This is a genomic window from Terrabacter sp. 2TAF16 (genome assembly GCF_052115065.1).
Lineage (GTDB): Bacteria > Actinomycetota > Actinomycetes > Actinomycetales > Dermatophilaceae > Terrabacter.
Genome location: NZ_JBFRFZ010000002.1, coordinates 67,706 through 92,984, shown reverse-complemented (window position 1 = coordinate 92,984; position 25,279 = coordinate 67,706). Strand labels below are relative to the sequence as shown.

Genomic DNA, 25,279 nt, shown 5'->3' with positions numbered 1-25,279 from the left:
CATCCTACGGTGCTGCCACGCGGGTTTTCGCCGCGCCCGACGAAGCGCCCGCCGAGGCCCTGGCCGCGGCTCCCGACGCGGCGGCGATGTCGTCGAGCAGGACGGCCGTGATGAGCTGCCGCGCCCACGTCAGCACCTCGACGTCGCGGAGCGGCTTGCCGCCCACCCGGGCCGTCATCGGAGCCGGGACGAGGATGGTGCCGAGGGCGTCCTTGACGAGCGTGCCCGGGTAGAGGCGCATGAGCCGCAGCTGTTGGCTCTCGCGGAGGTCCTTGACCGGGCCGAAGCGCACGACCTTGCCCTGCACGCCGATGTCACCGATGCGCGCCTCGCGGGCCACGACGCGCAGCCGCGCGACCTCGAGGAGGTTCTCGACGGGCTTCGGCGGTGCGCCGTAGCGGTCGCGCAGCTCGGCCTCGATCTCGTCGACGGCCTCGAACGTCTCGACCGTCGCGAGCTTCTTGTACGCCTCGAGACGCAGCCGCTCCCCCGGCACGTAGTCGTGCGGCAGGTGCGCGTCGACGGGCAGCTCGATCTTGATCTCGGCCGGCAGGTCGACGGCGTCGCCGCGGAAGTCGGACACGGCCTCGCCGATGAGGCGCACGTAGAGGTCGAACCCGACGCCCTGGATGTGTCCGGACTGCTCGCCGCCCAGCAGGTTGCCGGCGCCGCGGATCTCGAGGTCCTTCATGGCCACGGCCATGCCCGAGCCGAGGTCGGTGTTGCTGGCGATGGTGCGCAGACGGTCGTGCGCCGTCTCGGTCATCGGCTTCTCGGGCGGGTAGAGGAAGTAGGCGTAGGCCCGCTCGCGGCCACGGCCGACGCGACCGCGCAGCTGGTGCAGCTGGGACAGGCCGAGGACGTCCGAGCGCTCGACGATGAGGGTGTTGGCGTTGGAGATGTCGAGGCCGGTCTCGACGATCGTCGTGCAGACGAGCACGTCGAAGCGCTTCTCCCAGAAGTCCTCGACGACCTGCTCGAGCTTGTGCTCGCCCATCTGGCCGTGCGCGGTGGCGATGCGCGCCTCGGGGACGAGCTCACGCAGGCGTGCCGCCGCCCTCTCGATGCTGCTCACCTTGTTGTGCACGAAGAAGACCTGGCCCTCGCGCAGCAGCTCGCGGCGCACCGCCGCCGTGATCTGCTTCTCGTCGTAGGCGCCGACGAAGGTCAGCACCGGGTGGCGCTCCTCGGGCGGCGTTGCGAGCGTGGACATCTCGCGGATGCCGGTGACGGCCATCTCGAGCGTGCGCGGGATGGGCGTGGCCGACATCGACAGGACGTCGACGGCCGTGCGCATCGTCTTGAGCAGCTCCTTGTGCTCGACGCCGAAGCGCTGCTCCTCGTCGATGATGACGAGCCCGAGGTCCTTGAACGTGACGTCCTTGGCGAGCAGGCGGTGCGTGCCGATGACGAGGTCGATGGTGCCGTCGGCCATCCCGGCCATGACGTCCTTGGCCTCCTTGTCGCTCTGGAAGCGAGAGAGGGAGGCGACCTTGACCGGGAACTGCGAGTAACGCTCGGCGAAGGTCTGCTGGTGCTGGCTCACGAGCAGGGTCGTCGGCACGAGGACCGCGACCTGCTTGCCGTCCTGGATGGCCTTGAACGCCGCGCGAACGGCGATCTCGGTCTTGCCGTAGCCGACGTCGCCGCAGATGAGCCGGTCCATCGGGACCTGCTTCTCCATGTCGGCCTTGACCTCGTCGATGCTGATCAGCTGGTCGGGGGTCTCGACGTAGGCGAAGGCGTCCTCGAGCTCGCGCTGCCACGGGGTGTCGGGCGCGAAGGCGTGTCCCTTCGTGGCCTGGCGGGCGCTGTAGAGACGGATGAGGTCGGCCGCGATCTGCTTGACGTAGCGCTTGGCCCGCGACTTCGTCCTGGACCAGTCGGAGCCACCCATCTTGTTGAGGGTGGGCTCCTCGCCACCGACGTACTTCGTCACCTGGTCGAGCTGGTCGGTGGGGACGAAGAGACGGTCACCGGGCTGGCCCCGCTTGCCCGGGGCGTACTCGATGACGAGGTACTCGCGGGTCGCGCCGGCGACGGTGCGCTGCATCATCTCGACGAAGCGGCCGACACCGTGCTGCTCGTGGACGACGTGGTCCCCGGGGCGCAGCTGCAGCGGGTCGACCTGGTTGCGGCGCCGCGACGGCATACGACGCATGTCCTTGGTGGACGTGCCGCTGCCGGGCTGCCCGGTGAGGTCGGTCTCGGTGAGCACCTCGACGCGGGCGCCCTCGTGGACGAAGCCGCGGCCGAGCGTGGCGGTCGTGACGTGGACCCAGCCCGGCTCGAGCGCGTCGTCGCGGGTGGTGTCGAGGGGACGCACGGCGACCTCGTGCTCGCCCAGCACCTCGGCAACGCGCTTGGCGAGGCCGGGGCCCTCGGTGACGACGGCGACGGTCCAGCCGTCGGCGACCCGCTCGCGCAGGTGCTCGACGGCGCGGTCGGTGTCGCCGCGGAAGGCCTCGGGGTCGGTGGTGCGCACGGCGAGGCGCTCGTCGACGTCGTCGTCCTCGATGACGAGGTCGGCGTCGGCCGCGAAGGGCGTCAGCGTCCACCAGGGTCGACCGGACCGCTCGGCGAGGGCACGGACGTCGGCGAGCGACCAGTAGGACGCACTGCCGAGCAGCGACTGGAGGTCGACGGGCACCTGGTTGCCGGCGGCGGCGTTGGCCCAGCTCGCCTCGAGGAACTCCTCGCTCGTCGCGACGAGGTCGTGGGCGCGGCGGCGGACCCGCTCGGGGTCGGCGAGCAGCACGATCGAGTGCTCGGGCAGGACGTCGAGCACCGACTCCATGCCGTCGACGAGCGCCGGGGCGAGGGACTCCATGCCCTCGACGGCGATGCCCTCGGCGACCTTGGACAGCATCTCGGCGACACCGGGCAGCTGGTCGGCGAGGGCCCGGGCTCGGGCGCGCACGTCGTCGGTGAGCAGCAGCTCGCGGCAGGGCGGGGCCCAGAGCCCGTGGTCGGCGATCTCGAGGGAGCGCTGGTCGGCGACCTTGAACCAGCGGACCTCCTCGACGGTGTCGCCCCAGAACTCGATGCGGACCGGGTGCTCCTCGGTGGGCGGGAAGACGTCGAGGATGCCGCCGCGCACGGCGAACTCGCCGCGTCGCTCGACGAGGTCGGTGCGGGTGTAGGCGGCGCCGACGAGGGCGTCGACGACGTCCTCGAGAGGGCGCTCGTCGCCGGCACGCAGCGCGACGGGCACGAGGTCGCCGAGCCCCTTGGTCAGGGGCTGGAGGACGGCGCGGACGGGTGCCACCACGACCGAGAGCGGACCGTATGCCGGGTCGTCGGGATCGGGGTGCGCGAGCCGTCGCAGCACGGCCAGTCGCCGGCCCACGGTGTCGCTCCGGGGCGAGAGGCGCTCGTGCGGCAGGGTCTCCCACGACGGGAAGACGGCGATGCGGTCTGCAGGGAGGAAGAGGCCCAGGGCGCTCGCGAGGTCGTCGGCCTCGCGCGTCGTCGCCGTGACGACGACGAGAGGGGCGGGCTCGGTGGCCGCCGGGTCGGTCGACGCGGCTGCGGACCCGTCGGCGCGCTGGGCCAGCGCGGCGACGAGGAACGGCCGGGTGCCGTCGCTCGCGGAGACGTCGACGAGACGGGCCCGCCCCACCTGGTCGAGGACGTGGCGGACATCGGGAATCGCCCTGAAGGCGGACAGCAGTGGGTGCGGCATCAGGTCCTCCAGTCTAGGTCGGTGCGGCGACAGCCGTGAGGCCGGTGCGGGCGCCCGCTCGGTGGGGGTCGAAGGGGCCGCGGGCCCGACGGTCACGGGCCGTCAGCGTGGTGCGTGGAAGCGCTGCTGGGCGTCGAGCAGCCCGACCTCGATGAGCGCCTCGACGGCGTCGGCCCCCTCGTCGACGAGGAACGGCAGCACCTCGGTGCGCTCGGCCTTGGAGAAGTCCTTGAGCACGAAGTCGGCCGGGTCCTGGCGGCCGGGCGGGCGCCCGATGCCCAGGCGCACGCGAAGGTAGTCACGGGTCCCGAGCGAGCGCGAGATGGAGCGCAGCCCGTTGTGGCCGCCCTCACCGCCACCCTGCTTGAGCCGGACGAGGCCCGCGTCGATGTCGAGCTCGTCGTGCAGCACGACGATGTGGTCGGTGGGCACGTCGTAGTACTTCGCGAGCCCCGCGACGGCCGACCCCGACTCGTTCATGAACATCGAGGGGACGGCGAGGACCACCTTGGGGCCGCCGACCCGCAGGCGCGCCTCGGCGACGCGGGCCCGGGCGGCCTTGTGCGCCTTGAACGTGGCCCGACCACCCGTCGCCCGACCGGCGACCTCCTCGACCGTCATGGCGCCGACGTTGTGCCGGTTGCCGGCGTATCCGGGCCCGGGGTTGCCGAGTCCGACGACGAGCCAGGTGTCCATGCGGTCCTCGATCGGGGGGTGCTGGGTGGGCGACGAGCCCGCGGGTCAGGGGCGGTCGTGCTGGTGGTGCGGGCACGGGCCCCGCCGAGCCGGAGCTCGGGCGGGACCCGTGGACGCGTGGTGTGGCGCGCGGCGCCACGGAAGGGAGCGGACGCTCAGGCCTCGTCGCCCTCGGCCTTGGCGTCGTCGCCCTCGGCGGACTCGCCCTCGGCGGCCTCGGCGGCCTCCTCGTCGGACTCCTCGCGCTCGATGCCGGCCTCGGCCTCGGCCTCGGCGAGCTCGGCCTCGAGGGCCTCGGCGGAGATGGCCTGCGTCACGTTGACGACGAGAGCCTCCTCGTCGGTGACGAGGGTCGCGCCCTCGGGCAGCTCGACGGCGCCGGCGAGGATCTGCGTGCCGGCCTCGAGGCCCTCGACGGAGACGACGACGTTCTCGGGGATGTTCGTGGCGAGCGCCTCGACCTGGAGCGTGTTGTGGTCGAGCGTGACGACCGTCTCGGGAGCGGCCTCGCCCTCGAGGTGCACGGCGACGTCGACGGTGACCTTCTCGCCCTTGCGGACGACGACGAGGTCGACGTGGTCGATGACCGGCTTGATGGCGTCGCGCTGAACGTCCTTGGCGAGAGCGAGCTGCTCCTTGCCGTCGACGACGATCGTCAGCAGCGCGTTGGCCTGCTTGAGGGCCATCATCGTGTCGTGGCCGGGCAGCGAGATGTGCACGGGCTCGGTGCCGTGGCCGTACATGACGGCGGGGATGTTGCCGGCGCGGCGGATCTTGCGGGCGGCGCCCTTGCCGAAGTCGGTGCGCTTCTCGGCGACGAGCTTGGTGTTGTCGGACACGGGGGTCTCCTGGGTATCTCGGATGAGGCGGTCTCTGTGGTCGGCCTCGACGCGGGACGACGCGCGGTTTTCGGCAGTGACGGAGCGGGACGGTCGTTCAGGGCCGCACGCAGAGGCGAACCCGACCATGAAGTGCTCCACGTCAGGCCACCGCGTCGATCACGGACCTCGTCACGCCCTGCCGTGGCAGCCGTGCACCGTCCCTCGCCGAGGCAACTGCTCGATCTTACGGGACGGACGCCCGGGCGGTGAAATCCACGATCCACGGACGTCCACGGGTCACAGGGAGGGCGTACGCCGGAGCACCCAGGAGTGCGTGAAGCTGCCCCCCTCCGCGCACGACGCACGACGCACGCCGGCGAGTACGACCCGACGGCGACGCGCGCGCACCCCGTGCCCTCGCGCAGCTGCTTCGTGCGCTGGTAGAGGTGCTTCTCACCGGACAGCACGAGGTCGACGCGCTTGCGTTGGTGCCGTTGCTCTCGTGGTTGCCGGAGAGCGGCTCGAAGGGGAACGACGTGCCGACGCGCGAGGTCACGAAGGAGCACCACGCGCTCTCCCCGCCCGGGGAGCCGCAGGAGAGGTCGCCGAGGGCCAGGTGCGCATCGGAGCCGGAGCACGACGTGGCCCGGAGCACGCCACCGGTCGTCGCGACGTCACCGCCTGCGGTCGCTCCAGGGCGCACCGGCGGACCCGGCGCCCTGGACCGAGCGGAGCGCGGGGGTGGGAGGCTAGGGCCGCGCGGCCGGCCCGGTGACGGGCTCGTCGACGACGAGGCCGGGGCCGCGGGACTCGTCCGCACGGACCGCCACGAGGCCGCCGACGATGAGCAGTCCGCCGACGAGCTGGACCGGCGTCGGCAGCTCGGCCAGGACGAGCCACGCGAAGAGCACCGCGAAGAGCACCTCGGTCAGAGCCACGAAGGAGGCCACCTTGGGCCCGAGCATCCGCACGGCCGCGATGCCGGTGACGTAGGCGAAGGCGGCGGCGACGATCGCGATGACGAGGACCGGCACCCACCAGTCGACGACGACGCCGCCGAGCGGCACGCGTGCCGCCCCCTGGGACATGTCGAGCACGCCGACCAGCCCCGCGAGGCCGAGCGACGCCGCACCCACCACGAGGCCACCGCCGGCGAGGGCGAGCGGCGGCACGTCGTCGTCGACGTGGTCGGCGAGCAGGAAGTAGAGCACGAGGCAGACGGCAGCACCGAGCCCCCAGAGCACCCCGACGACGCTGATGCTCGCGCCCCCGCCCACGACGTCGAGGACGAGGAGCAGCCCGGCCACGGCGAGCGCCACCCCGGCGAGCGTGAGGCGGCGCGGTGCCTGCCGGTGGCGCAGCCAGAGCCAGCCGACGATGAGCACCGGGGCGAGGTACTCGAGCAGCAGGGCCACCCCGACCGACAGGTGCGTCACGGCGTTGAAGTACGCGAGCTGGCAGCCGGCGACACCGGTGAGGCCGTAGCCGACGACGACCCAGCCGTTGCGGCGCAGCGCCGCCCACCGGCCGCGCAGCGACCACAGGGCAGGGCCGAGGAGGACGACGGCGGCCAGGGTGATGCGCATCGTCACGACGGCACCGGGCGACCAGCCACCGACGAGCAGCGACTTGCCGAAGGCACCGGACGTCGCGAAGGCCGCGGCCGACGCGAGGGCGACCCCGAGGCCGACGAGCGGGTGGCGGGCCTGCCGCGACAGCGGCACCGCAGCCCCGTCCGTCCCGCCGCTCCCCACGGCGCCGACCACCGCGGCCTCTCCGACCACGACTCGCTCCGCCATGACAGTTCCTCGCCGCTCCCGCCGACCGGCTCGCGTCGAGCGAGCATCATGTCAGCACCGAAATTGATTACACTCATGACGGTAGCGACCGCATCCGTCAGGAGTCAACATGCTTTTCACCCATGACACCGATGTCGCCCTCGCCGCTGCCGCAGCCCTCGTCAACACGATGCCGGGCTCGGTCCCCGGCGACGGTGACCCCGACCGCCTGACCTCCCTCGAGGAGCTCGAGTCGCTCTACCGCGGCCAGGGGTGGACCGGCCGCTTCGACCGCGACGCCGCTGAGCTCGCAGCGGTCCGGGCGCTGCGGCCCCGGCTGCGCGGCTTCTGGGACGAGGACGAGGCCGGCGTCGTGACCCTCGTCAACGCGCTGCTCGCCGAGGCCCGTGCCGTCCCCCAGCTCGTCGACCACGACGACGTGGGCTGGCACGTCCACGCCACCCCGGCCGATGCCCCGCTCGCCCGACGGATGGCCGTCGAGGCCGCGATCGCGGTCATCGACGTCGTGCGCGCCGGAGAGCTCGCGCGGCTGCGCGTCTGCGAGGCCGCCGACTGCGACGACGTCGTCGTCGACCTCTCCCGCAACCGCTCGCGTCGCTTCTGCGAGGGCGGCTGCGCGGCACGCGCCCACACCGCCGCCTACCGCGCCCGCCGCGCCGCGCACGCCTGAGGACCCGTCACGCACGGAGGGCGTATGCCGCCGGGTGGGTCCCGGCGGCATACGCCCTCGTCGTGTGGTGGCCGCTCAGGCCTTGCCGTCGAAGAGGCTCGTCACCGAGCCGTCCTCGAAGACCTCGCGGATCGCCATCGAGACGAGCGGCGCGATCGAGAGGACCTCGAGCTTGTCGAAGCGGCGGTCGTCGGGGATCGGGAGCGTGTTCGTGACGATGACCTCCTCGACCTTGCAGGCCTTGAGGCGGTCGACGGCCGGGCCCGAGAGGATCGCGTGCGTCGCGGCGATGATGACCCCCGCGGCACCCTGGTCCATGAGCGCGTCGGCGGCCTTGGTGATGGTGCCGGCCGTGTCGATCATGTCGTCGACGAGCACGCAGACGCGGCCCTTGATCTCACCGACGACGCGGTTGGCGACGACCTCGTTGGGCCGGTTGATGTCGCGGGTCTTGTGGATGAAGGCGAGCGGAGCACCGCCGAGGCGTGAGCTCCAGTCCTCGGCGACCTTGATGCGCCCCGCGTCGGGCGAGACGACGGCGAGGTCGAGGTGGCCGTACTTCCTGCCGACGTAGTCCGCGAGGATCGGCATCGCCATGAGGTGGTCGACGGGGCCGTCGAAGAAGCCCTGGATCTGCGCGGTGTGCAGGTCGATCGCCATGAGCCGGTCGGCGCCGGCCGTCTTGAACAGGTCGGCCATGAGGCGGGCCGAGATCGGCTCGCGGCCACGGTGCTTCTTGTCCTGCCGGGCGTAGCCGTAGAAGGGCAGGACGACGGTGATGCGCTTGGCGGAGGCCCGCTTCAGCGCGTCGATCATGATGAGCTGCTCCATGATCCACTCGTTGATCGGAGCGGTGTGGCTCTGGATGACGAACGCGTCGGAGCCGCGGACGGACTCCTCGTAGCGGACGTAGATCTCGCCGTTGGCGAAGTCGTAGGCCGACGTCGGGACGAGGTCGGTGCCGAGGGCCGCGGCGACCTCCTGCGCGAGCTGCGGGTGGGCCCGGCCGGAGAAGACCATGAGGTGCTTCTCGGTCGCCTTGTTGATGCCGCTCATCGCTGGGCGTCCTTCGTCTCGGAGGTCTGCGCGGGGGTCTGCGCGGGGGTCTGCTCTGAGGTCTGCTCTGAGGTCCGCCCGGGGGTCTGCGCCGGGGTGGCCTGCCCCTGCGCGGCCCGGGCGGCCTCGTCCGTCTTCGTGCCGGCCCGGCGCCGGGCCACCCAGCCGTCGACGTTGCGCTGCTGCGCGCGGGTCACGGCGAGCTGTCCCGGGTCGACGTCGCTGACGACGGCCGATCCCGCGGCGACGTAGGCGCCGTCGGCGATCGTCCGGGGCGCGACGATGACCGAGTTGCTGCCGACGAAGCTGTGCGCCCCGACGTTCGTGTGGCCCTTCGTGACGCCGTCGTAGTTGGCGAAGATCGTGCCGGCGCCGATGTTGGCGCCCTCGCCGATCGTCGCGTCGCCGCAGTAGGTCAGGTGCGGCACCTTGGCGCCCGCGCCGATGTCGGCGTTCTTCGTCTCGACGAAGCCGCCGATCTTGCCCTTCGCCCCGAGTCGCGTCCCGGGTCGCAGGTAGGAGAAGGGCCCGACGGTGGCGCCGGGCCCGATCTCCGCGAGCTCGGCCTGGGTCCGCACGACGCTCGCACCGTCACCGACCTCGACGTCGGTCAGCGTCGTGTCGGGACCGATGACGCAGTCGCGGCCGATCGTGCTGGCGCCGAGGATCTGCGTGCCGGGGCGCACGACGGTGTCGGGCCCGATCGTCACGTCGGCGTCGAGCCACGTCGTCGCCGGGTCGATGACGATCGCGCCGTCGCGCATGGCCTGCTCGACGGTGCGGCGGTTGAGCTCGGCGCCGAGACGGGCCAGCTGCACCTTGTCGTTGACACCCTCGGTCTGCCAGAGGTCGGCGACGAGGTGCGCGCGCACCCCGAGACCGCGCCCCCGTGCGATGGCGATGACGTCCGTGAGGTACTTCTCGCCCTGCGCGTTGTCGGTGCCCACCTCGGAGAGGGCTTCGCGCAGGACCGCCGCGTCGAACGCGTACAGGCCACTGTTGACCTCGCGGATCGCGCGCTGCTCCTCGTCGGCGTCCTTCTGCTCGACGATCGCGACGACCGAGCCCTCCGCGTCACGGATGACGCGGCCGTAGCCCGTGGGGTCCTCGAGCGTCGCCGTGATGACGGTGACGGCACTGCCGGACGCGTGGTGCGCCGCGACGAGTCCCTCGAGCGTGGCGCTCGTCAGCAGCGGCACGTCGCCGTAGGTGACGACGACGGTGCCGGCGAGGTCGCCGGGCAGCGCCTCGAGCGCGCACTCCACGGCGCGCCCTGTCCCCTTGACGTCGTCCTGGTCGGCGACGACCGCCTCCGGGTCGACCTGCGCCACGTGCTCGGCGACGCGGTCGCGCTCGTGGCGCACGACGACGGCGAGGTGGTGCGGGCTCGTGCCCCGGGCCGCCCGGATCGCGTGGGCCACGAGACTGCGGCCTCCGATCGTGTGGAGGACCTTGGGGGTCGTGGACTTCATGCGTGTGCCCTCACCGGCGGCGAGGACGATCACGGCGGTCGGCCGTAGATCGCTCACAGGGCGCAGCTCCTTTTTGGATCGGGGTGCACTCGGGTGCGGACGACCCCGGCCCACGCGGGCGCCGGGGTGCGCCTCGGCCATGCTACTCGTGGGGAGCGAGGGTGCCGCCCCGGCCACGGGCGCGCCGTGACCCCACTCACATCGACGTCCCGCGCGACGGCGTATGCCGGGTGGCACAGGTCGCCGGTGGGGTGCCGGGCGCAAGGCGGCGCCGATCTCTGCCAACCGTGCGACCATGGGAGGACGGGCCCGTCAGTCCCCCCCTAAGTTGGCGGACCCGGGGCTGGCTCTGGCACCAACTCCCTGCCGAGCGGCCAAGGCGTCGCTCGACCGCGAACCCCCACGCATGTCGGGCGACGCCGCTCGTCCGAGGACCGTCACCGGCCCCTGCTCCCCGGGCAGGAGTCGAACCTGCGTCGCTTGTCCTGATTCAAAGTCAGGCGGGCCCTGCCGGCAGACCAACCGGGGATCGTCGTGGACGTGGACAGGGTAGTGCAGACCCCGGGTCGCTCCGTCGCGGACTCATGCACCTGCCGGGTGAGCCTCGCCGGTCGGCGTCTCCGGCGTCGGGTCGCCGGTCGGCGGACCGTCGGAGCCGTGGGCCGTGGCGGCGACGACGGATGTCGGATCGGCCGGCGGATCGACCGGTTGGTCGGCTCCTGGACCGATCGAAAGCAGCTGGCCGTTCTCGGCCGCGGGGCTGGACGCCGCGTTCGTCGCCGTGGGGTCCGCCGAGTCTCCGCCAGCCGGAGCGGAGACAGGGTCTGATGTCGAGGATCCCGAATCGCCTTGAGCCGGAGCAGGATCCGTGAGCATCGGGTCGGATGGAGCCGGGTCCGAAGGGGCCGGGTCCGAAGGGGCCGGGTCAACCGGCGTCGGGTCGACAGGCGTCGCGTCGGACGGAGCCGTGGGCGCCGGATCCACGGGCGTCGGGTCGGCAGGCGTCGCGTCGGACGGTGCCGGTGCGTCGGGTGCCGGAGCGGCAGGTGCCGAGGGCGCAGGCGCTGGGTCGACGGGTGTCGGGTCGGACGGCGCGGGGTCCGCGGGTGCCGGAGCGACAGGTGCCGGAGCAGCAGGTGCCGGGTCCGCAGGTGGCGGGGGTGCAGGGGCTGGGTCGACGGGCGTCGCATCGGACGGCGCCGAGACCGCGGGCGCCGGGTCGACCGGCGCGGGATCGGTCGGCGCGGGATCGGTCGGCGCGGGATCGGTCGGCGCGGGATCGGCGGGCGCGGGGTCGGCGGGCGCAGGGAGGAGGGCGAGGTGGAGCACGTCGACCGGGGTCATGCCGACGCCCGCCGCGGCCCCCGAGCCGGGGGCGAGCACCGCCGTGGCGCCGTCGACCGAGGTGACGACCGACGTCGTCGTCGTACCGAGGTCGTGCGCCGCCGCCGGGGCGACCGAGAGGCCGAGCCCCACGACGAGGCCGGCCATCGCGGTGGCGAGGGGTGGGCCGATCGCCGTCCCGGCCAGGATCGACCCGCCCGTCAACGCCGCGACGGGAGTGACGATGGCCGCGCTCGAGACGAGGGCGGTGGTCCCGGCCACGCCCGCCGCGGCCGGCACCGCGAGGACGGCGCCGCCCGCCCCCGCGCACGTGGCGGTACCGGCGGCGGCCGTGCCGGCGGCGGTGGCGGCAGACACGGAGGTCGCCCCCGTGGTCAGGGCCGCTCCTGCAGCCGCGCCGGATGCCGTCGCGCCGGCACCGCTCGCGGTGAGCGTGCCGCCGAGACCGGCGCTGCCTGCGGCGGCGCCTCCGACGGTGGACCCGGCGCCGACCGAGGCGACGGCGCTCGTGCCCGCTGCACCCGCGCCGGCCGTTCCACCCGCAGCACCGGCACCCGCCGTGGCACCCGTGGTCACGCCCGTGGTCGCGCCGGTGGTCGCGCCGGCCGTGGCTCCCGTGGTCGCACCCGTCGTGCTGGACCCGACCAGAGCAGCGAACGCCCCCGCAGGCAGTCCGCCGAGCATCGTCGCTCCGGCCGCGAAGAGGAGCGGACCGGTCAGGGCACCGAACCCGTCGTAGACGCGCTGCAGCTCCCGCGCCAGTCCCGACTCGCGAGGACAGCTGGCCAGGTGCGCTTCGACGCGCGCCCGCTGCCTCTCCGTCAGTCGGCCCCGGACGTGACCGCTGAGATGGTCGAGGGTCCAGCGGCAGTCGCTCGCGTCGCAGACCGGCACCCGGCGCCGCAGCCAGGAGTCGAGATAGCGGTCCCGGAGCTCGTCACGAGCGCGCTTCGCGCGCGCACTGGCCACGTTGGCCGAGACACCGAGCTCGGGAGCGACCACCCGCGGCGGATGGCCCTCGACCATCGTCTGCCAGAGCAGCCGTCGGTCACCCTCGCTCAACCGGAGAAACGCCTCTCGGACCAGGTCGGTGTCGACGCCCTGCGCGCTGAGGGCCGACAGTCCTTCGTCGGGGCCCGGCAGCAGGTCGAGGTCCGTCGTCGACGTCGGGACGAGGCTCATCTCCCGGCGGATCGCGTCGACGCCGACGGTGCGTACCGTCGACACGAAGTACGCCCGGAAGTTCGACGACGGTCCCCGCCCCTCGCTCAGGAGACGGAAGAGGCGGGCGGAGGCCTCGGCCACCAGGTCCTCGGCGGACACGCGGCCGCGGTACGGCGTAGCGGCGGCGTGGGCGGCGGGCAGGTGCCTGCGCCAGAGGGCCGCGAAGGCCTCCTCGTCGCCCGAGCGCGCCCGCGCGAGCAGCACGCAATCGGACTCCTCGACCCCGGCCGTCGCGAGCGCACCGGTCATGGTGTCGGACCGTGGTCCCATCGTGTGTGCTGACACTCTGCGGCACCTTTCGCCAGATGTGCCTCACCAGTGTGCGCCACGACGGCCGCCCCGTGGGGGTCTTTGCCGAAGTGTCGTCGGGCATGACGGTGAGGTCGATCCGCGCCCGCCCCTTTCGCGTCGAGATCGACCTCACCGGCGGTCTCGCCCGGACCGTGTCCCCACACGGCGCCACGCGCGAACCGCCTCCTCCCTACCAATGACATAGACGTGTCGAGGGGCCGTTTCATGACGGGATTCGGCAAGAAAGTCGGGTCCGGCCTCGTCCGTCGCGGCCCACGAGACCGGGACAGGCACAATGGCGGCGTGACCGCCGACCGCTCAGACCGCGCCGACCGCTCCCGCCCTCGCGCCCGGATGACCGGCCCGGAACGCCGCGAGCAGCTCATCGCCGTGGGGCGCAAGCTCTTCGCCGACAAGGGTTTCGAGGCGACGACGGTCGAGGAGGTCGCTGCCAAGGCGAGCGTCTCCAAGCCGGTCGTCTACGAGCACTTCGGCGGCAAGGAAGGCCTCTACGCCGTCGTCGTGGACCGTGAGATCCAGGCACTGATGGGCGGCATCAGCACGGCGCTCGAGGAGCCCGAAGGGGCGCGGGTGCTGCTCGAGCGGGCCACGCTCGCCCTGCTCGACTACATCGAGAGCGACCCGTCGGGCTTCCGCATCCTCGTGCGGGACTCGCCGCCGGGCCAGTCGACCGGGTCGTTCGCGAGCGTGCTCGGTGATGTCGCGGTGCAGGTCGAGCACCTGCTCGCCGCCGAGTTCAAGCAGCGCGGCCTCGACCCCAGGTCGGCACCGATCCACGCGCAGATGCTCGTCGGGATGGTGGCCCTCACCGGGCAGTGGTGGCTCGACCGGCGCAAGTTCAAGAAGGACCAGGTCGCCGCGCACCTGGTCAACCTCGCCTGGAACGGGCTCTCGGGCCTCGACCGCACGCCGCGGCTCGTCACGGTCCCCCACCGCTGACCAACCCACCTCGAGTGAGCGCCCCGTCCCACACGAGTGAGCGCCCCGTCCCACTCGTCCCACCCCTCCTGTGACGGATGGGACGACGGGCTCACTCGACGGTGGTTGGGCGCTCACTCGAGGAGGGGGGGTCAGGTGGGGCGGAGGGTCTCGGTCCAGGTGTCGCCGGCGGCGTCGGTGACGCGCACGACGACAGCCTGGGTCGCTCCGGTGCCGGACTGCTCGAGCAGCGCCTGGCCCCGCTCCCCCGCGCACCGCACCGCGGACGTGCTCGTCTGGGCGCACGTCCAGCTGGAGTTGCGCACGGAGAGCGTCCCGGCGCCCGACGCGTTGCTGATGCGTACCGTCATCGAGCCCCCGACCTGAGAGCGCACGCGTACGGAGATCCGCGCCGGGTCGCGTCCGGACACGAGGCGGACCGTGATGGTGGGCGCGACGCCACCCGGCTGGGGCGCCGGGGGCGTCGTGGTCGGCGCCGGGGGTGTCGGGCTGGGGGACGGGGGTCTCGTCGTCGGCGGGGCCGGCGGCGTGGTGGCCGGCGGCATCGTCGGCCGTCCGGTGGCCGTGCCCGTCGGGGGCGCCGGAGTCGCTGGGGTCGCGCCACCGCTCTCGGCCGACGTCCCGCCTCGGGGGACCGGGGTGCCGCCGACCGTCGAGGGCGTGCTGCCGGGGTCACGCGCCACGTCGCCCGACGACGGCGACGTCCGAGTCGCCGCCGACGGGATGGGCGAGGCGCTGATGGTCCGGGTGGGCACGCCGGTCGGGGAGATCGGCAGTGAGGTGACGACGGCTCGTGGGGAAGCACCCGGGACGGCGCCGGCGCCGGTTCCCGCGCGGGCCCCGGGTGCGGCGCTCGAGGCCGTCGCACTCGGAACCGGGGAGGCCGTCGCCGAGGGCGCCGCGAGCGAGGCACCGGGCAGTGCCAGCGCCCCAGCGACCCCGGCCGAGACGGCGAGCCCGGCGACGAGACCGGTGACCCGGCTCGCCACCTGGGCGACGGCATCGACCCCCGACCCGGCGGATGAAGAGGAGGAGGGGGACGGCGCAGGCGGAGCCGGGGCTCCCGCGCCCGGGGCGGGCCCACCCGCGCCGCCGGCGAACCCGGCGAAGCCGGCAGCTCCGGCGCCACCGGAGAGGCCCACGACGGCGGGGAGACTGAGGAATCCAGGCGTGCCGAGACCGGCCAGCAGCGCGAGCGGGACGATGAGCGCCGGGAAGCCGTCGTGGATGACCCTCAGGTCGGCCGCGATGGTCGCTGCGTGCGGGCACTCGGCGACGTGCGCCTCGGCGCGCTCGGTCTGCCGCTTGGGCAGGCGCCCGCGGACGAGCGCCCCGAGGTGGGTCACGGTCCAGCGGCACTCGTCGGTGTCAGCGGCGGCGAGGCCGCGCTCGGCGCGGGCGTCGAGGTAGAGCGCTCGGAGCGACTCGCGGGCGCGCATGGCGCGAACGCTGACGGCGTTGGCGGTCATGCCGAGGGCCGGCGCGACGGCGCGCGGCGCGGCGCCCTCGACCGTGGTGTGCCACAGCACGCGCTGGTCGCGCTCGGAGAGCCCGGCGAAGGCCTCCCGGACGAGGGCGAGCCCCTCGTCGTCGGTCGCGAGGCCCTCGAAGGGGTCGTCGGCCGGATCGGCGAGGACCTCGAGGTCGTCGGCCTCGGTCGGGACGACCCGCAGGTCGCGGCGGCCCTGGTCGATGGCGACGGACCGCACGGCGGAGAGGAAGTAGGCCCGGAAGTGCTCGTCGGGTCCCTTCCCGGCGCGAATCAGCGCGAGGACGCGCGCGGCGGCCTCGGCGACGATGTCCTCCGGGGCCGAGCGGCCACGGTGACGTCCCGCGACGGCATACGCAGCCGGCAGGTGGCGACGCCACAGCTCACCGAACGCCTCGGCCGAGCCTTCTCGGGTCCGGACGAGGAGGGACACGTCAGGGGCCGAGGCCCATGCCTCGCTCGACCACAAGGTCGCGTCTGCCGACAACCCTTTCGCCCTTCTACTGCCCCGGTGCGGGTCAGTCTGCCAAGCGGCGGGGCGGGCGTCGAGTCGGAACGCGGGCGTGTGCGAGATCAGGACGAAACAGTCCGGATCGGGCCCTGCGGTGGCACCCTCTTCGGGGTCTGCCTCGACGCGCGGTGGGCAGGTTTCGTCCTTCCGAATGATCCCCTCCACGAAACCACGCGGAAGGACGAAACCTGGCGGCACCACCGAAGACAAACCCGTAGGGGTCACTCCCTCCCCTGACCAAGCGGGAGACCCCTATGGTGCCGTCATCGGTATGACGTGCCGGGACCCATTTCATGACACGGTTTCCCGAAATGGGCCGAAATGCCGGAAATTGACTCAGATTTTCTCCTCGAGCGAGACGGCCGGCCTCGACGAGACCGGGGCCTTAACGCGGCGAGACCGGCGGTTTACCCGGCGACCCGGCGCCCAACCCTGCGAATGCGAATCCCCCACTGTCGCCGGCCTCGGCCATGATGAGGGCCGTGCCCCTGACGACGCCGCCGACCCGATGACGAGGCGCTGGCTCTTCGCCGACCAGCTCGGCCCCCACTTCGACGTGGGCCGCGGGGGCGTCCTGCTCGTCGAGAGCCGTCGGGCGCTGGGGCGGCGACCGTTCCACCGCCAGAAGCTGCACCTCGTGCTCTCGGCGCTGCGCCACCGGGCCGCCGAGCTGGGTGACTCCGCCGTGCTCCTGCGCACCGACACGTACACCGAGGCGCTGCGCGAGGTGGGCGAGCCCGTGCGGGTCCACGAGCCGACGTCGTATGCCGCCGAGCGCCTCGTGCGCCGCCTGCTCGCCTCGGGGATGGTCGAGTCCGTCGACCCGACGCGTGGCTACAGCCTGTCGCGCGAGGACTTCGCCCGGTGGGCCGACGGTCGGCGACGGCTGCGGATGGAGGACTTCTACCGCTTCCAGCGGCAGCGGCTCGACCTGCTCGTCGAGGGCGACCGGCCCGTCGGCGGACGGTGGTCGTTCGACGAGGACAACCGCGAGCCCGCGCCCAAGGGAGCCGAGCGGCTCGACGTGCCGGCGCCCTACCAGCCGCGCGAGGACGACATCGACGCCGAGGTGCGCGACGACCTCGACCGCTGGACGCGCGAGGGCCACGTCCGACCCACCGGCGTCGACGGGCCACGCCTCTTCGCCGTGACCCGTCGCGAGGCCCTGGCGGCCCTCGAACGGTTCGTCACGCACCGACTCGGGGCCTTCGGTCCGCACGAGGACGCGATGCTCCGCGGCGACTGGGCCATGGCGCACAGCCTCCTGTCCGTGCCACTCAACCTCGGACTGCTCGACCCGGTCGAGGTCGCCGACCGCGCCGTGCAGGCCTACCGCGACGGCGACGCACCTCTCGCGTCGGTCGAGGGCTTCGTGCGCCAGGTCATCGGCTGGCGTGAGTACGTCTGGCACCTCTACTGGCACTTCGGCCCGACCTACCGCCGCCGCAACGCCCTGCAGGCCCGGTCGCCACTGCCGGACTGGTTCGAGCGGCTCGACGCCGACGCCGTCGAGGCCGCCTGCCTGCAGGACGCGGTGGCGGGCGTGCGCGACCGCGGCTGGGTGCACCACATCCCGCGCCTCATGGTGCTCGGCAACTGGGCGGCGCAGCGCGGCTACGACCCCGACGCGCTGACCGAGTGGTTCCAGACGCGGTTCGTCGACGGCTACGACTGGGTCATGCCGGCCAATGTCGTCGGGATGAGCCAGCACGCCGACGGCGGAGCGATGGCGACGAAGCCCTACGTCGCTGGCGGCGCCTACATCAACCGGATGAGCGACTACTGCGGCAGCTGTCGCTACGACCCCAGGAAGCGGGTCGGCGACGACGCCTGCCCCTTCACTGCCGGCTACTGGGCCTACCTCGACCGCAACGCCGAACGTCTCGAGGGCAACCACCGGATGGCCCGACCCTTGCAGCAGCGCCAGCGCCTGGCCGACCTCACCGAGGTCGTCGCGCAGGAGCGGCACCGCGGTGACGCAGCCCCCTGAGGCGAAGCCGCGTCAGCGCGGGGCGCGGGCCACGGCGAAGGTCCGCGTGAAGGGGAAGAGCACGCCGAACGCACGACGCGGGTATGCCGTCTCGAGCTCGCGCTCGTAGTCCGTGACGAAGGCGTCTCGCTCGTCGCCGTCGAGGACGCCGAGCACCGGGCGCAGGCCGGTGCCCCGCACCCACTCGAGCACCGGGTGCGGGCTGTCGTGCTCGGCGGTGAGCACGTGCTGGTACGTCGTCTGCCACACGTCGACGTCGGCGACGCGGTCGAGCAGGAGGGCGGCGTAGGTCTCCGGGCGTGCCACGGCCTGGGCCCGGTCGAGGCCCGGGCGCAGGTCGTCGGCGCGGGGGTGGCGCGCGGCGACCTCGCGCATGAGGCGGTGCGACGGCGCCTCGAAGTTCGCGGGGACCTGCATGGCGAACGTGCCCCCGGGCGCGAGGCTCTCGAGCCACGAGGGGATGAGGCGCAGGTGGCTCGGGACCCACTGGAGCGTGGCGTTCGTGACGAGGACGTCGACCGACCCGCCGGACCCGGCGGGGTCCCAGTCCTCGGCGCTCGCCTCGACCCACTCGACGCGGCCGTCGGCGTCGAGGGCCCGGGCGCGCTCGAGCATCTCGGGAGAGCTGTCGACGCCGATGATCCGTGCGCCGGGCCAGCGGTGGGCGAGCCCGAGCGTCAGCGCGCCGGGCCCGCAGCCGAGGTCGACGACGAGCGCGGGATCGTCGGCGTCGACGCGCGCCAGCAGGTCGGCGAAGGGGCGGCCGCGGTGGCCGGCGAAGACGGCATACTGCCGCGGGTCCCAGGCGGAGTCGGCCGAGCGAGCGGCAGCGCCCGGGGCGACGGGACGGTCGGGGGCAGGCTCGGCTGGATCAGCCGCAGGCGGGGTCGTGGGCTCGGTCATGTCGTCTCGCTTTCTTTCGATGTCAAGAGTCTTGACGGCGACTACAGTTGGGGGCATGAGCGCCGACCGCAGGCCCGCCGACGATGTCGACGAGATCGTCGCGGCCTGGCGCCGGGAGCGCCCCGACCTCGACGTGTCGCCGCTCGAGGTGCTCTCGCGGGTGTCGCGGCTCGCGCGCCGCCTCGACCTCGCCCGCGGCTCGGCGTTCTCCGAGCACCTGCTCGACGGGTGGGCGTTCGACGTGCTGTCGGCGCTGCGCCGGGCCGGCGAGCCCTACGAGCTGTCGCCCGGCCAGCTCGTGCAGCAGACCCTCGTCACGTCGGGGACGATGACCAACCGCGTCGACCGACTCGAGCGCAGCGGCTTCGTCGAGCGGCGTCCCGACCCCGGTGACCGGCGCGGCGTGCTCGTGCGCCTGACCCCGGCGGGTCGCGACGTCGTCGACTCGGCGATGGCCGACCTCATCGAGCAGGAGAAGTCGTTGCTCTCGGAGCTGTCGGCGACTGACCGGACCCAGCTGGCCGGGCTGCTGCGGCGGATGCTGGCCCCGCTCGAGACCCGGGAGACCCGCGAGACGCGTCGCGACTCGCACGGCTGAGGTCCTCACTCGGTCACCGCTGCGCCTGCTGGAACTCCAGCCGGTTGCCGACGGGATCGGTGGTGTGGAAGCGGCGCAGGCCAGGGATGCTCTCGTCCCACGTCACCGGCGCCCCCGCCTGCCCGACGGCGAGCGCGAGGGCGGCGACGGCACCGACCGCGATGCCGGGATGGGCCTTGCGCGCCGGGACGAAGCCCTCCTCGATGCCGACGTGCACCTCGGCGGAGCCGGCCCGGAACCACGCGCCGCCGCGGGCCCGGAGCCGCTCGGGCTTGTCGACCTCGGTCATCCCGAGGACGCCGACGTAGAAGTCGCGCATGGCGTCTTCGCACCCGGCCGGACCGGACACCTGGACGTGGTGCAGGAACATCTCCATGCCCTCAAAGTATCTTGACATCAAGATACTTTCAAGAGCCCGGCGACCCGGGCTCCAGACGGTCAGCCGACGACCTCCGCGGCCTCGAGCCACTCGAGCTCGAGGTCCTCGCGCTCGGTGGCGACGGCCTGCAGCTTCGCGTTGAGGTCGGCGAGGGCCGCGGGGTCCGTGGCCTTCTCGGCCATGTCGCCGTGCAGGCGCTCCTCACGGTCCTGCAACCGCGAGAGCTGCTTCTCGATGCGCGCCATCGACTTGCGCGCCTCGCGCACCTCGGCCGGGCTCGCGGTCGCCGCAGCCTGGGCAGGTGTGCCGTCCGGCGAGCTCGATGGGGCAGCCGCGCCACTGCTCGGGGCCGAGGACGCGGCCGCGCGCGCAACCTGGGCCGCGATGTCCGCCGTGCGCAACCGGAGGTACTCCTCGACGCCGCCGGGCAGCTCGCGCACCTTGCCGTCGCCGAGCAGCGCCAGCTGCTTGTCGGCCACCCGCTCGAGCAGGTAGCGGTCGTGCGAGACGACGACGAGGGTGCCGGCCCAGCCGTCGAGGACGTCCTCGAGGGAGGTGAGCGTCTCGATGTCGAGGTCGTTGGTCGGCTCGTCGAGGATGAGGACGTTGGGCTCCGTGAGCAGCAGCCGGGTCAGCTGGAGCCGGCGACGCTCGCCACCGCTCAGGTCACCGACCCGCGCCTGCTGGCGACCGCCGGGGAAGCCGAGACGCGTCGCGAGCTGGCTCGCACTGATCTCCTTGTCTCCGAGAGTCGTCCACTGCTTCACGTCCTCGATGGCCTCGATGACCCGCCACTGCTCGAAGCGCTCGAGCTCGCGCACCTCCTGCGTGAGGTGGGCGATGGCGACGGTCTTGCCGATCTTGCGGCGGCCGGCGTCGAGCGGGATCTCGCCCGTCAGCGCGCGCAGGAGGGTCGACTTGCCCGCGCCGTTGACCCCGACGATGCCGATGCGCTCCCCCGGCGCGAGCCGCCACGTCACGTGGTCGAGCAGCCGACGCTCGTGCGGTGGCTCGCCGACGGACACCGTGGCGTCCTCGAGGTCGAGCACGTCCTTGCCGAGGCGGCGGCTCGCGAACGACGCGAGCTCGACGCTGTTGCGCGGGGCGGGCTCGTCGGCGATGAGCGCGTTGGCCGCGTCGATGCGGAACTTCGGCTTGCTCGTGCGCGCGGGCGCCCCGCGGCGCAGCCACGCGAGCTCCTTGCGCATGAGGTTGGAGCGGCGGTCGGCGACGACCCCGGCGAGGCGGTCGCGCTCGGCCTTGGCGAGGACGTACGCGGCATACCCTCCCTCGAAGGCGCTGACCTTGCCCCCCTCGACCTCCCACGTGTTCGTCGCATAGGCGTCGAGGAACCAGCGGTCGTGGGTGATCGCGACGGTTGCGTTGCCGGGTCGGGGTCGCTTCGTCGCGAGGTGGTCGGCGAGCCAGGCGACCCCCTCGACGTCGAGGTGGTTGGTCGGCTCGTCGAGCAGGAGCAGCTCGGGGTCCGAGACGAGCAGGCGGGCCAGCGCGAGCCGGCGCCGCTCTCCACCGGACTTGGGGCCGACGCGGCTGTCGAGGCCGCCGACGTTCTCGGCCTCGATGCCGCCGAGCAGCCCGGTCAGGACGTCGCGGATGCGGGGGTCGCCCGCCCAGACGTGCTCGGGCAGGTCGCCGAGCACGGCCTCGTGGATCGTCCACTCGGGGTCGAGCGCGTCCTCCTGGGCGAGCATGCCGATGCGGATGCCGTCGGCGCCGCCCTGCTTGGTGATGCGGCCCGAGTCGGCCTCCTGCAGGCCGGCCATGACGCGCAACAACGTCGACTTGCCACCGCCGTTGACGCCGACGACGCCGATGCGGTCGCCCGTGAGGACACCGAGGCTGACGTCGTCGAGGACGTGGGACGTGCCGAAGACGAGCGACACGCGCTCGAGGGAGATCAGGTTTGCCATCGCTGACTGACCCTACGGCCTGCGCGGGCGGCCGCCGAATCCCGCTCATCGACGCCGGACACGCGCGGCGTCGCCGGTCCGGCTCAGGGGTGCCGCAGCGCTCCGGCGTCAGTGAGCCGGGAGCCCACCGTCGAGTCCCCGCGGCTCAGTCGGCGTGGCGAGGTGTCGCCACGACGTGGGCGCCGTGGACCGGGCCCTTGGCGCGTCGCAGGTCGCGGCAGAGGTCGGAGGCCGCGAGCGACACCGACAGGTCGAGCGAGGCCTCGTGGCTCTCGGTGAGGAAGGCGACGGTCGGGCCCGAGCCCGACACGACGCCGCCGAGCGCACCGAACTCGACGCCCGCGTCACGCAGCTCGCGCAGCTGGGGCCGGAGCGAGAAGGCGGCCGGCTCGAGGTCGTTGTGCAGGGCCGCGCCGAGCAGGGCCGGGTCACCCGAACGCAAGGCGGCCATGAGCTCGGAGCTGACCTGCGGCTCGGGCACGTCGACGCCGTCACGTGCGCGGAGGCGGTCGCACTCGGCATACACCTCCGGGGTCGACAGTCCGGTGTCGCTGATGGCGAAGACCCAGTGGAAGGTGCCGCGGGCCAGCACCGGCGCGAGCTGCTCGCCGCGGCCCGAGCCCATGGCGTTGCCGCCGGAGAGGATGAACGGCACGTCGCTGCCGAGGGTGGCCGCGAGCTCGGCGAGCTCTTCGCGGTCGAGGCCGAGGCCCCACAGCTGGTCGCACGCCACGAGGGTGGCGGCCGCGTCGGCGGACCCGCCGGCCATGCCGCCCGCGACCGGGATGTCCTTGTCGATGCGGATCGAGAGGCGCTCGTCGACGTCCCAGCGGTCGGCGACGAGACGGGCGGCGCGGACGGCGAGGTTGGCTCCGTCGGTGGGGATGCGGTCGGCATACGCTCCCGCGGCGACGACCTGCCAGTCGTTCCAGCGTGCGACGGAGACCTCGTCGTGCAGCGAGACCGCCTGGTAGACGGTCGCGAGCGCGTGGAAGCCGTCAGGGCGCCGGGGACCGACGCGCAGCTCGAGGTTGACCTTGGCCGGGACCCGCACGGTCACCGCGCCGGGCAGGGTCGGAGCGACAGTCATGCGCCCACCCTATGGGCCGACCCGTCGGCGTCAGGACGTATGGCCCCGACGGCGTGCGCGCGGCTCGGCGGGACGCACGCCCTCCGGTCGGGCCTCCGCGATGCGCGCGAAGGTCAGGATGTCGAGCTGTTCGCCGCGGGTGCGCGGGTCGACCCCGGCGGTGACGAGCGCCTGCTCGGCGGCGTCCGCGGACCCCGCCCAGGACGCGAGCGCCCCGCGCAGGGACTTGCGTCGCTGGAGGAACGCCGCGTCGATGCAGCGGAAGACGTCCTCGCGGCTCGCGGTCGTCTTCGGCGGCTTGCGCCGGCGCAGCGCGACGAGGCCCGAGTCGACGTTGGGCGCCGGCCAGAAGACGTTGCGCCCGACCCGCCCGGCCAGCTCGACATCGGCGTACCACGCGGCCTTGAGGCTCGGGACGCCGTAGATCTTGCTGCCCGGCTTGGCCGCGAGCCGCTCGGCGACCTCGAGCTGCACCATGACGAGGACGCGCTCGATCGTCGGGAAGTGCTGGAGGAAGGAGAGCACGACGGGGACCGAGATGTTGTAGGGCAGGTTGGCGACGAGCGCGGTGGGGTCGGGGCCGGGGAGCTTCGTGATCGTCAGGGCGTCGGCCGCGACGAGGCGCAGCTTGTCGGCGTTCTCCGGCTGGAGCGAGCGGACGGTCTCCTCGAGCGCCCCCGCGAGCCGCGGGTCGACCTCGACGGCCGTGACGTGCTTGACGACCGGGAGGAGCGCGAGGGTGAGCGAGCCGAGTCCGGGCCCGACCTCGACGACGACGTCGTGCGGTCCCACGCCGGCCACCCGGACGATCTTGCGCACCGTGTTGGCGTCGACGACGAAGTTCTGGCCCCACTGCTTCGTCGGCCGCACCTCGAGACGCTCGGCGAGCTCACGCACCTGTGCCGGCCCGAGGAGCGCGGCATCGTCGACGGCCGGCGCGTCCTTCTTGCTCATGCGCTCACCCTATGGGGCCGTGCTCGATGGCGTATGCCGTCGGGCGGGTGTCGCAGTCACGCTCGCTCGCGCACCCGCACACGAACGGACGAGGCCCCCGACCGTGACGGTCGGGGGCCTCTCGTGCATGGCAACGCCTGGCGTCAGGTCAGGCCTTGCACTGCCACTGCGACGTGCCGTTGTCGGCGTAGACGCGGTTGGCCACGGTGATCTGCTGCTCGCGCGAGGCGAGGTCGGCGCGGGAGGCGAAGTCGCCACCGCCGTAGGCGAGCCACGTGGAGGTGAGGAACTGCAGGCCTCCGTAGTAGCCGTTGCCGGTGTTGATGTGCCAGTTACCGGTCGACTCGCACTGGGCGATGCTGTCCCACATGGCCGCGCGGGCCAGGTTGATGCCCGCACCCGAGGTGGAGCCACCGGTGCTGCGGGTGCTGCCGGTGCTGCCGGTGCTGCCGGTGCTCGTCGTGCGCGGGGCAGCGGCCGGGCGGGCCTTGGAGCCGACGAGCAGGATGCGGTCGACGGGCGCCTTGGTCACCTTCGAGGAGATCTCCTTGGTGGAGACGACCTTGCCGTCGACGACGGTGGTGCGGACCGTGACGGTGCGCACGCCGGCGACACCGGCACGCGAGACCTTGGTCTGGTCGGCGTAGAGGTCGCTCGTCTTCTTCTTCGTCGTGCCGAAGGCGATGGACTCGTTGACCTTCTTGTCCTTGGTCTGCACGCGCTGGACGGCGATCTTGGCACCCGAGGTGAGGCGGGTCGTGACCGGCGGGTTGACCTTGTCGGCCTTGCCGACACGGACGCCGAGCTGCGTCAGCGCCTCGCCGACGGTTGCCGCGGCGATGGTCTTCTTCGTCGTCTTGCCGTCGACCACGACCGTGACGGCCTTGGGGGTGACGATGCTGACGGTCAGGCCCTGGCGACCGATGGTCTGCGAACGGGAGACCGACAGGCGGGCACCCTCACCGCGGAGGCCGAGCGCGAGGAGCGCTCCGTCGACCGTGGTCTCGGTCGTGCGCAGCTGGCGCGTCTTGCCGTCGACCGTGAGGGTCAGCAGGCGGGCGTACTTGACGGTGATCGTGTCGCCGTCGCTGATGGGGGCGTCCGCGGCAGGGACGACGACGTCGCCCGGCTTGACCGCGATCCCCTGGCTGTCGAGGACGTCGCCGACCGTGCTGCCGAAGACGTGGGCCGAGCTGGCCGTGCCGTCCACGGAGAGGTTGACGGCCTTGTCGAGCTGGGTGGCGCCGACGGCGCCACCGGTGAGGACGACGGCCGCGCCAGCGGCGGCCAGGATCTTGGCGTTGCGAGAAATCAAAACACTCCGAACGTCGAACGACCCGGGTGCAACGCGCTCTCGATCCGTCCTCCTCACGTCGTCGGAAGGAGGTCGATGCGGGGTGGCAACCGGCCAACAGT

At 73.1% G+C, this 25,279-nt stretch carries 18 protein-coding genes and 1 tRNA gene; 4 read left to right on the top strand and 15 right to left on the bottom strand.

Annotated elements, in window-relative coordinates:
- Positions 1 to 4: 4 nt before the first annotated feature.
- The 4 genes from mfd to AB4Z14_RS02615 form a co-directional block, all read right to left on the bottom strand.
- Positions 5 to 3,685 (bottom strand): transcription-repair coupling factor, encoded by a 3,681-nt coding sequence (mfd, locus tag AB4Z14_RS02630; protein ID WP_442273807.1) that lies wholly within the window; start codon positions 3,683 to 3,685, stop codon positions 5 to 7.
- A 102-nt stretch (positions 3,686 to 3,787) separates the two neighbouring features.
- Entirely contained in the window at positions 3,788 to 4,381 is a 594-nt protein-coding gene (pth, locus tag AB4Z14_RS02625) for an aminoacyl-tRNA hydrolase (RefSeq protein ID WP_056778006.1), read from the bottom strand.
- 155 nt (positions 4,382 to 4,536) lie between these two features.
- Complete coding sequence (locus AB4Z14_RS02620; RefSeq protein WP_442273806.1) at positions 4,537 to 5,220, bottom strand: 50S ribosomal protein L25/general stress protein Ctc; 684 nt, start codon at positions 5,218 to 5,220, stop codon at positions 4,537 to 4,539.
- Between the two features lie 731 nt (positions 5,221 to 5,951).
- Positions 5,952 to 7,001 carry an EamA family transporter gene (locus tag AB4Z14_RS02615; protein WP_442273805.1) on the bottom strand — a complete coding sequence of 350 codons (1,050 nt, stop codon included), beginning with the start codon at positions 6,999 to 7,001 and terminating at the stop codon, positions 5,952 to 5,954.
- A 109-nt stretch (positions 7,002 to 7,110) separates the two neighbouring features.
- Here AB4Z14_RS02615 and AB4Z14_RS02610 point away from each other — a divergent pair, with 109 nt between their 5' ends.
- Positions 7,111 to 7,671: a CGNR zinc finger domain-containing protein gene (locus AB4Z14_RS02610; RefSeq protein WP_442273804.1), complete on the top strand. Its 561-nt coding sequence runs from the start codon at positions 7,111 to 7,113 to the stop codon at positions 7,669 to 7,671.
- 75 nt (positions 7,672 to 7,746) lie between these two features.
- Here AB4Z14_RS02610 and AB4Z14_RS02605 read toward each other — a convergent pair whose 3' ends face one another.
- The 4 genes from AB4Z14_RS02605 to AB4Z14_RS02590 form a co-directional block, all read right to left on the bottom strand.
- Entirely contained in the window at positions 7,747 to 8,727 is a 981-nt protein-coding gene (locus tag AB4Z14_RS02605) for a ribose-phosphate diphosphokinase (RefSeq protein ID WP_056777991.1), read from the bottom strand.
- Positions 8,724 to 10,256 (bottom strand): bifunctional UDP-N-acetylglucosamine diphosphorylase/glucosamine-1-phosphate N-acetyltransferase GlmU, encoded by a 1,533-nt coding sequence (glmU, locus tag AB4Z14_RS02600; RefSeq protein ID WP_442273803.1) that lies wholly within the window; start codon positions 10,254 to 10,256, stop codon positions 8,724 to 8,726. Before glmU ends, AB4Z14_RS02605 begins: the two co-directional genes overlap by 4 nt.
- A gap of 393 nt (positions 10,257 to 10,649) precedes the next feature.
- Positions 10,650 to 10,728, bottom strand: a tRNA-Gln gene (locus AB4Z14_RS02595).
- Between the two features lie 53 nt (positions 10,729 to 10,781).
- Positions 10,782 to 13,016: a sigma-70 family RNA polymerase sigma factor gene (locus tag AB4Z14_RS02590; protein ID WP_442273802.1), complete on the bottom strand. Its 2,235-nt coding sequence runs from the start codon at positions 13,014 to 13,016 to the stop codon at positions 10,782 to 10,784.
- Positions 13,017 to 13,412: 396 nt separating this feature from the next.
- Between AB4Z14_RS02590 and AB4Z14_RS02585 the strand changes: the two genes are divergently transcribed.
- Complete coding sequence (locus AB4Z14_RS02585) at positions 13,413 to 14,018, top strand: TetR/AcrR family transcriptional regulator (protein ID WP_256793883.1); 606 nt, start codon at positions 13,413 to 13,415, stop codon at positions 14,016 to 14,018.
- 131 nt (positions 14,019 to 14,149) lie between these two features.
- On the opposite strand, the gene AB4Z14_RS02580 is transcribed toward AB4Z14_RS02585, so the two are convergent.
- Entirely contained in the window at positions 14,150 to 15,940 is a 1,791-nt protein-coding gene (locus AB4Z14_RS02580; RefSeq protein WP_442273801.1) for a sigma-70 family RNA polymerase sigma factor, read from the bottom strand.
- Positions 15,941 to 16,526: 586 nt separating this feature from the next.
- Here AB4Z14_RS02580 and AB4Z14_RS02575 point away from each other — a divergent pair.
- The gene (locus AB4Z14_RS02575; protein WP_442273800.1) at positions 16,527 to 18,008 is read left to right on the top strand and encodes a cryptochrome/photolyase family protein; all 1,482 of its coding nucleotides are present in this window, start codon (positions 16,527 to 16,529) and stop codon (positions 18,006 to 18,008) included.
- Between the two features lie 12 nt (positions 18,009 to 18,020).
- Here the strand turns inward: AB4Z14_RS02575 and AB4Z14_RS02570 are convergent, their stop codons facing one another.
- Positions 18,021 to 18,911, bottom strand: a complete 891-nt coding sequence (locus AB4Z14_RS02570) for a methyltransferase domain-containing protein (RefSeq protein ID WP_442273799.1) — start codon at positions 18,909 to 18,911, stop codon at positions 18,021 to 18,023.
- A 55-nt stretch (positions 18,912 to 18,966) separates the two neighbouring features.
- Between AB4Z14_RS02570 and AB4Z14_RS02565 the strand changes: the two genes are divergently transcribed.
- The gene (locus AB4Z14_RS02565; RefSeq protein ID WP_056826719.1) at positions 18,967 to 19,509 is read left to right on the top strand and encodes a MarR family winged helix-turn-helix transcriptional regulator; all 543 of its coding nucleotides are present in this window, start codon (positions 18,967 to 18,969) and stop codon (positions 19,507 to 19,509) included.
- A 13-nt stretch (positions 19,510 to 19,522) separates the two neighbouring features.
- Here AB4Z14_RS02565 and AB4Z14_RS02560 read toward each other — a convergent pair whose 3' ends face one another.
- From AB4Z14_RS02560 to AB4Z14_RS02540, 5 genes are all read right to left on the bottom strand, one after another.
- Entirely contained in the window at positions 19,523 to 19,906 is a 384-nt protein-coding gene (locus AB4Z14_RS02560; RefSeq protein ID WP_442273798.1) for a glyoxalase, read from the bottom strand.
- 41 nt (positions 19,907 to 19,947) lie between these two features.
- Entirely contained in the window at positions 19,948 to 21,819 is a 1,872-nt protein-coding gene (locus AB4Z14_RS02555) for an ABC-F family ATP-binding cassette domain-containing protein (RefSeq protein WP_442273797.1), read from the bottom strand.
- A 145-nt stretch (positions 21,820 to 21,964) separates the two neighbouring features.
- Positions 21,965 to 22,909, bottom strand: coding sequence for a 4-(cytidine 5'-diphospho)-2-C-methyl-D-erythritol kinase (locus AB4Z14_RS02550; RefSeq protein WP_442273796.1), 945 nt, complete (start codon positions 22,907 to 22,909; stop codon positions 21,965 to 21,967).
- Positions 22,910 to 22,939: 30 nt separating this feature from the next.
- Positions 22,940 to 23,863: a 16S rRNA (adenine(1518)-N(6)/adenine(1519)-N(6))-dimethyltransferase RsmA gene (rsmA, locus tag AB4Z14_RS02545; RefSeq protein WP_056826715.1), complete on the bottom strand. Its 924-nt coding sequence runs from the start codon at positions 23,861 to 23,863 to the stop codon at positions 22,940 to 22,942.
- A 148-nt stretch (positions 23,864 to 24,011) separates the two neighbouring features.
- Positions 24,012 to 25,178, bottom strand: coding sequence for a transglycosylase family protein (locus AB4Z14_RS02540; RefSeq protein ID WP_442273795.1), 1,167 nt, complete (start codon positions 25,176 to 25,178; stop codon positions 24,012 to 24,014).
- Positions 25,179 to 25,279 lie beyond the last annotated feature (101 nt).

Coding starts and splice junctions, on each gene's coding strand:
- AB4Z14_RS02575 (WP_442273800.1), top strand. CDS start 16,527: ATGACGAGGCGCTGGCTCTTCGCCGACCAGCTCGGCCCCCACTTCGAC.
- AB4Z14_RS02615 (WP_442273805.1), bottom strand. CDS start 7,001: ATGGCGGAGCGAGTCGTGGTCGGAGAGGCCGCGGTGGTCGGCGCCGTG.
- AB4Z14_RS02550 (WP_442273796.1), bottom strand. CDS start 22,909: ATGACTGTCGCTCCGACCCTGCCCGGCGCGGTGACCGTGCGGGTCCCG.
- AB4Z14_RS02560 (WP_442273798.1), bottom strand. CDS start 19,906: ATGTCAAGATACTTTGAGGGCATGGAGATGTTCCTGCACCACGTCCAG.
- AB4Z14_RS02555 (WP_442273797.1), bottom strand. CDS start 21,819: ATGGCAAACCTGATCTCCCTCGAGCGCGTGTCGCTCGTCTTCGGCACG.
- AB4Z14_RS02605 (WP_056777991.1), bottom strand. CDS start 8,727: ATGAGCGGCATCAACAAGGCGACCGAGAAGCACCTCATGGTCTTCTCC.
- AB4Z14_RS02585 (WP_256793883.1), top strand. CDS start 13,413: ATGACCGGCCCGGAACGCCGCGAGCAGCTCATCGCCGTGGGGCGCAAG.
- pth (WP_056778006.1), bottom strand. CDS start 4,381: ATGGACACCTGGCTCGTCGTCGGACTCGGCAACCCCGGGCCCGGATAC.
- AB4Z14_RS02610 (WP_442273804.1), top strand. CDS start 7,111: ATGCTTTTCACCCATGACACCGATGTCGCCCTCGCCGCTGCCGCAGCC.
- AB4Z14_RS02565 (WP_056826719.1), top strand. CDS start 18,967: ATGAGCGCCGACCGCAGGCCCGCCGACGATGTCGACGAGATCGTCGCG.
- AB4Z14_RS02570 (WP_442273799.1), bottom strand. CDS start 18,911: ATGACCGAGCCCACGACCCCGCCTGCGGCTGATCCAGCCGAGCCTGCC.
- mfd (WP_442273807.1), bottom strand. CDS start 3,685: ATGCCGCACCCACTGCTGTCCGCCTTCAGGGCGATTCCCGATGTCCGC.
- AB4Z14_RS02590 (WP_442273802.1), bottom strand. CDS start 13,016: ATGACCGGTGCGCTCGCGACGGCCGGGGTCGAGGAGTCCGATTGCGTG.
- rsmA (WP_056826715.1), bottom strand. CDS start 23,863: ATGAGCAAGAAGGACGCGCCGGCCGTCGACGATGCCGCGCTCCTCGGG.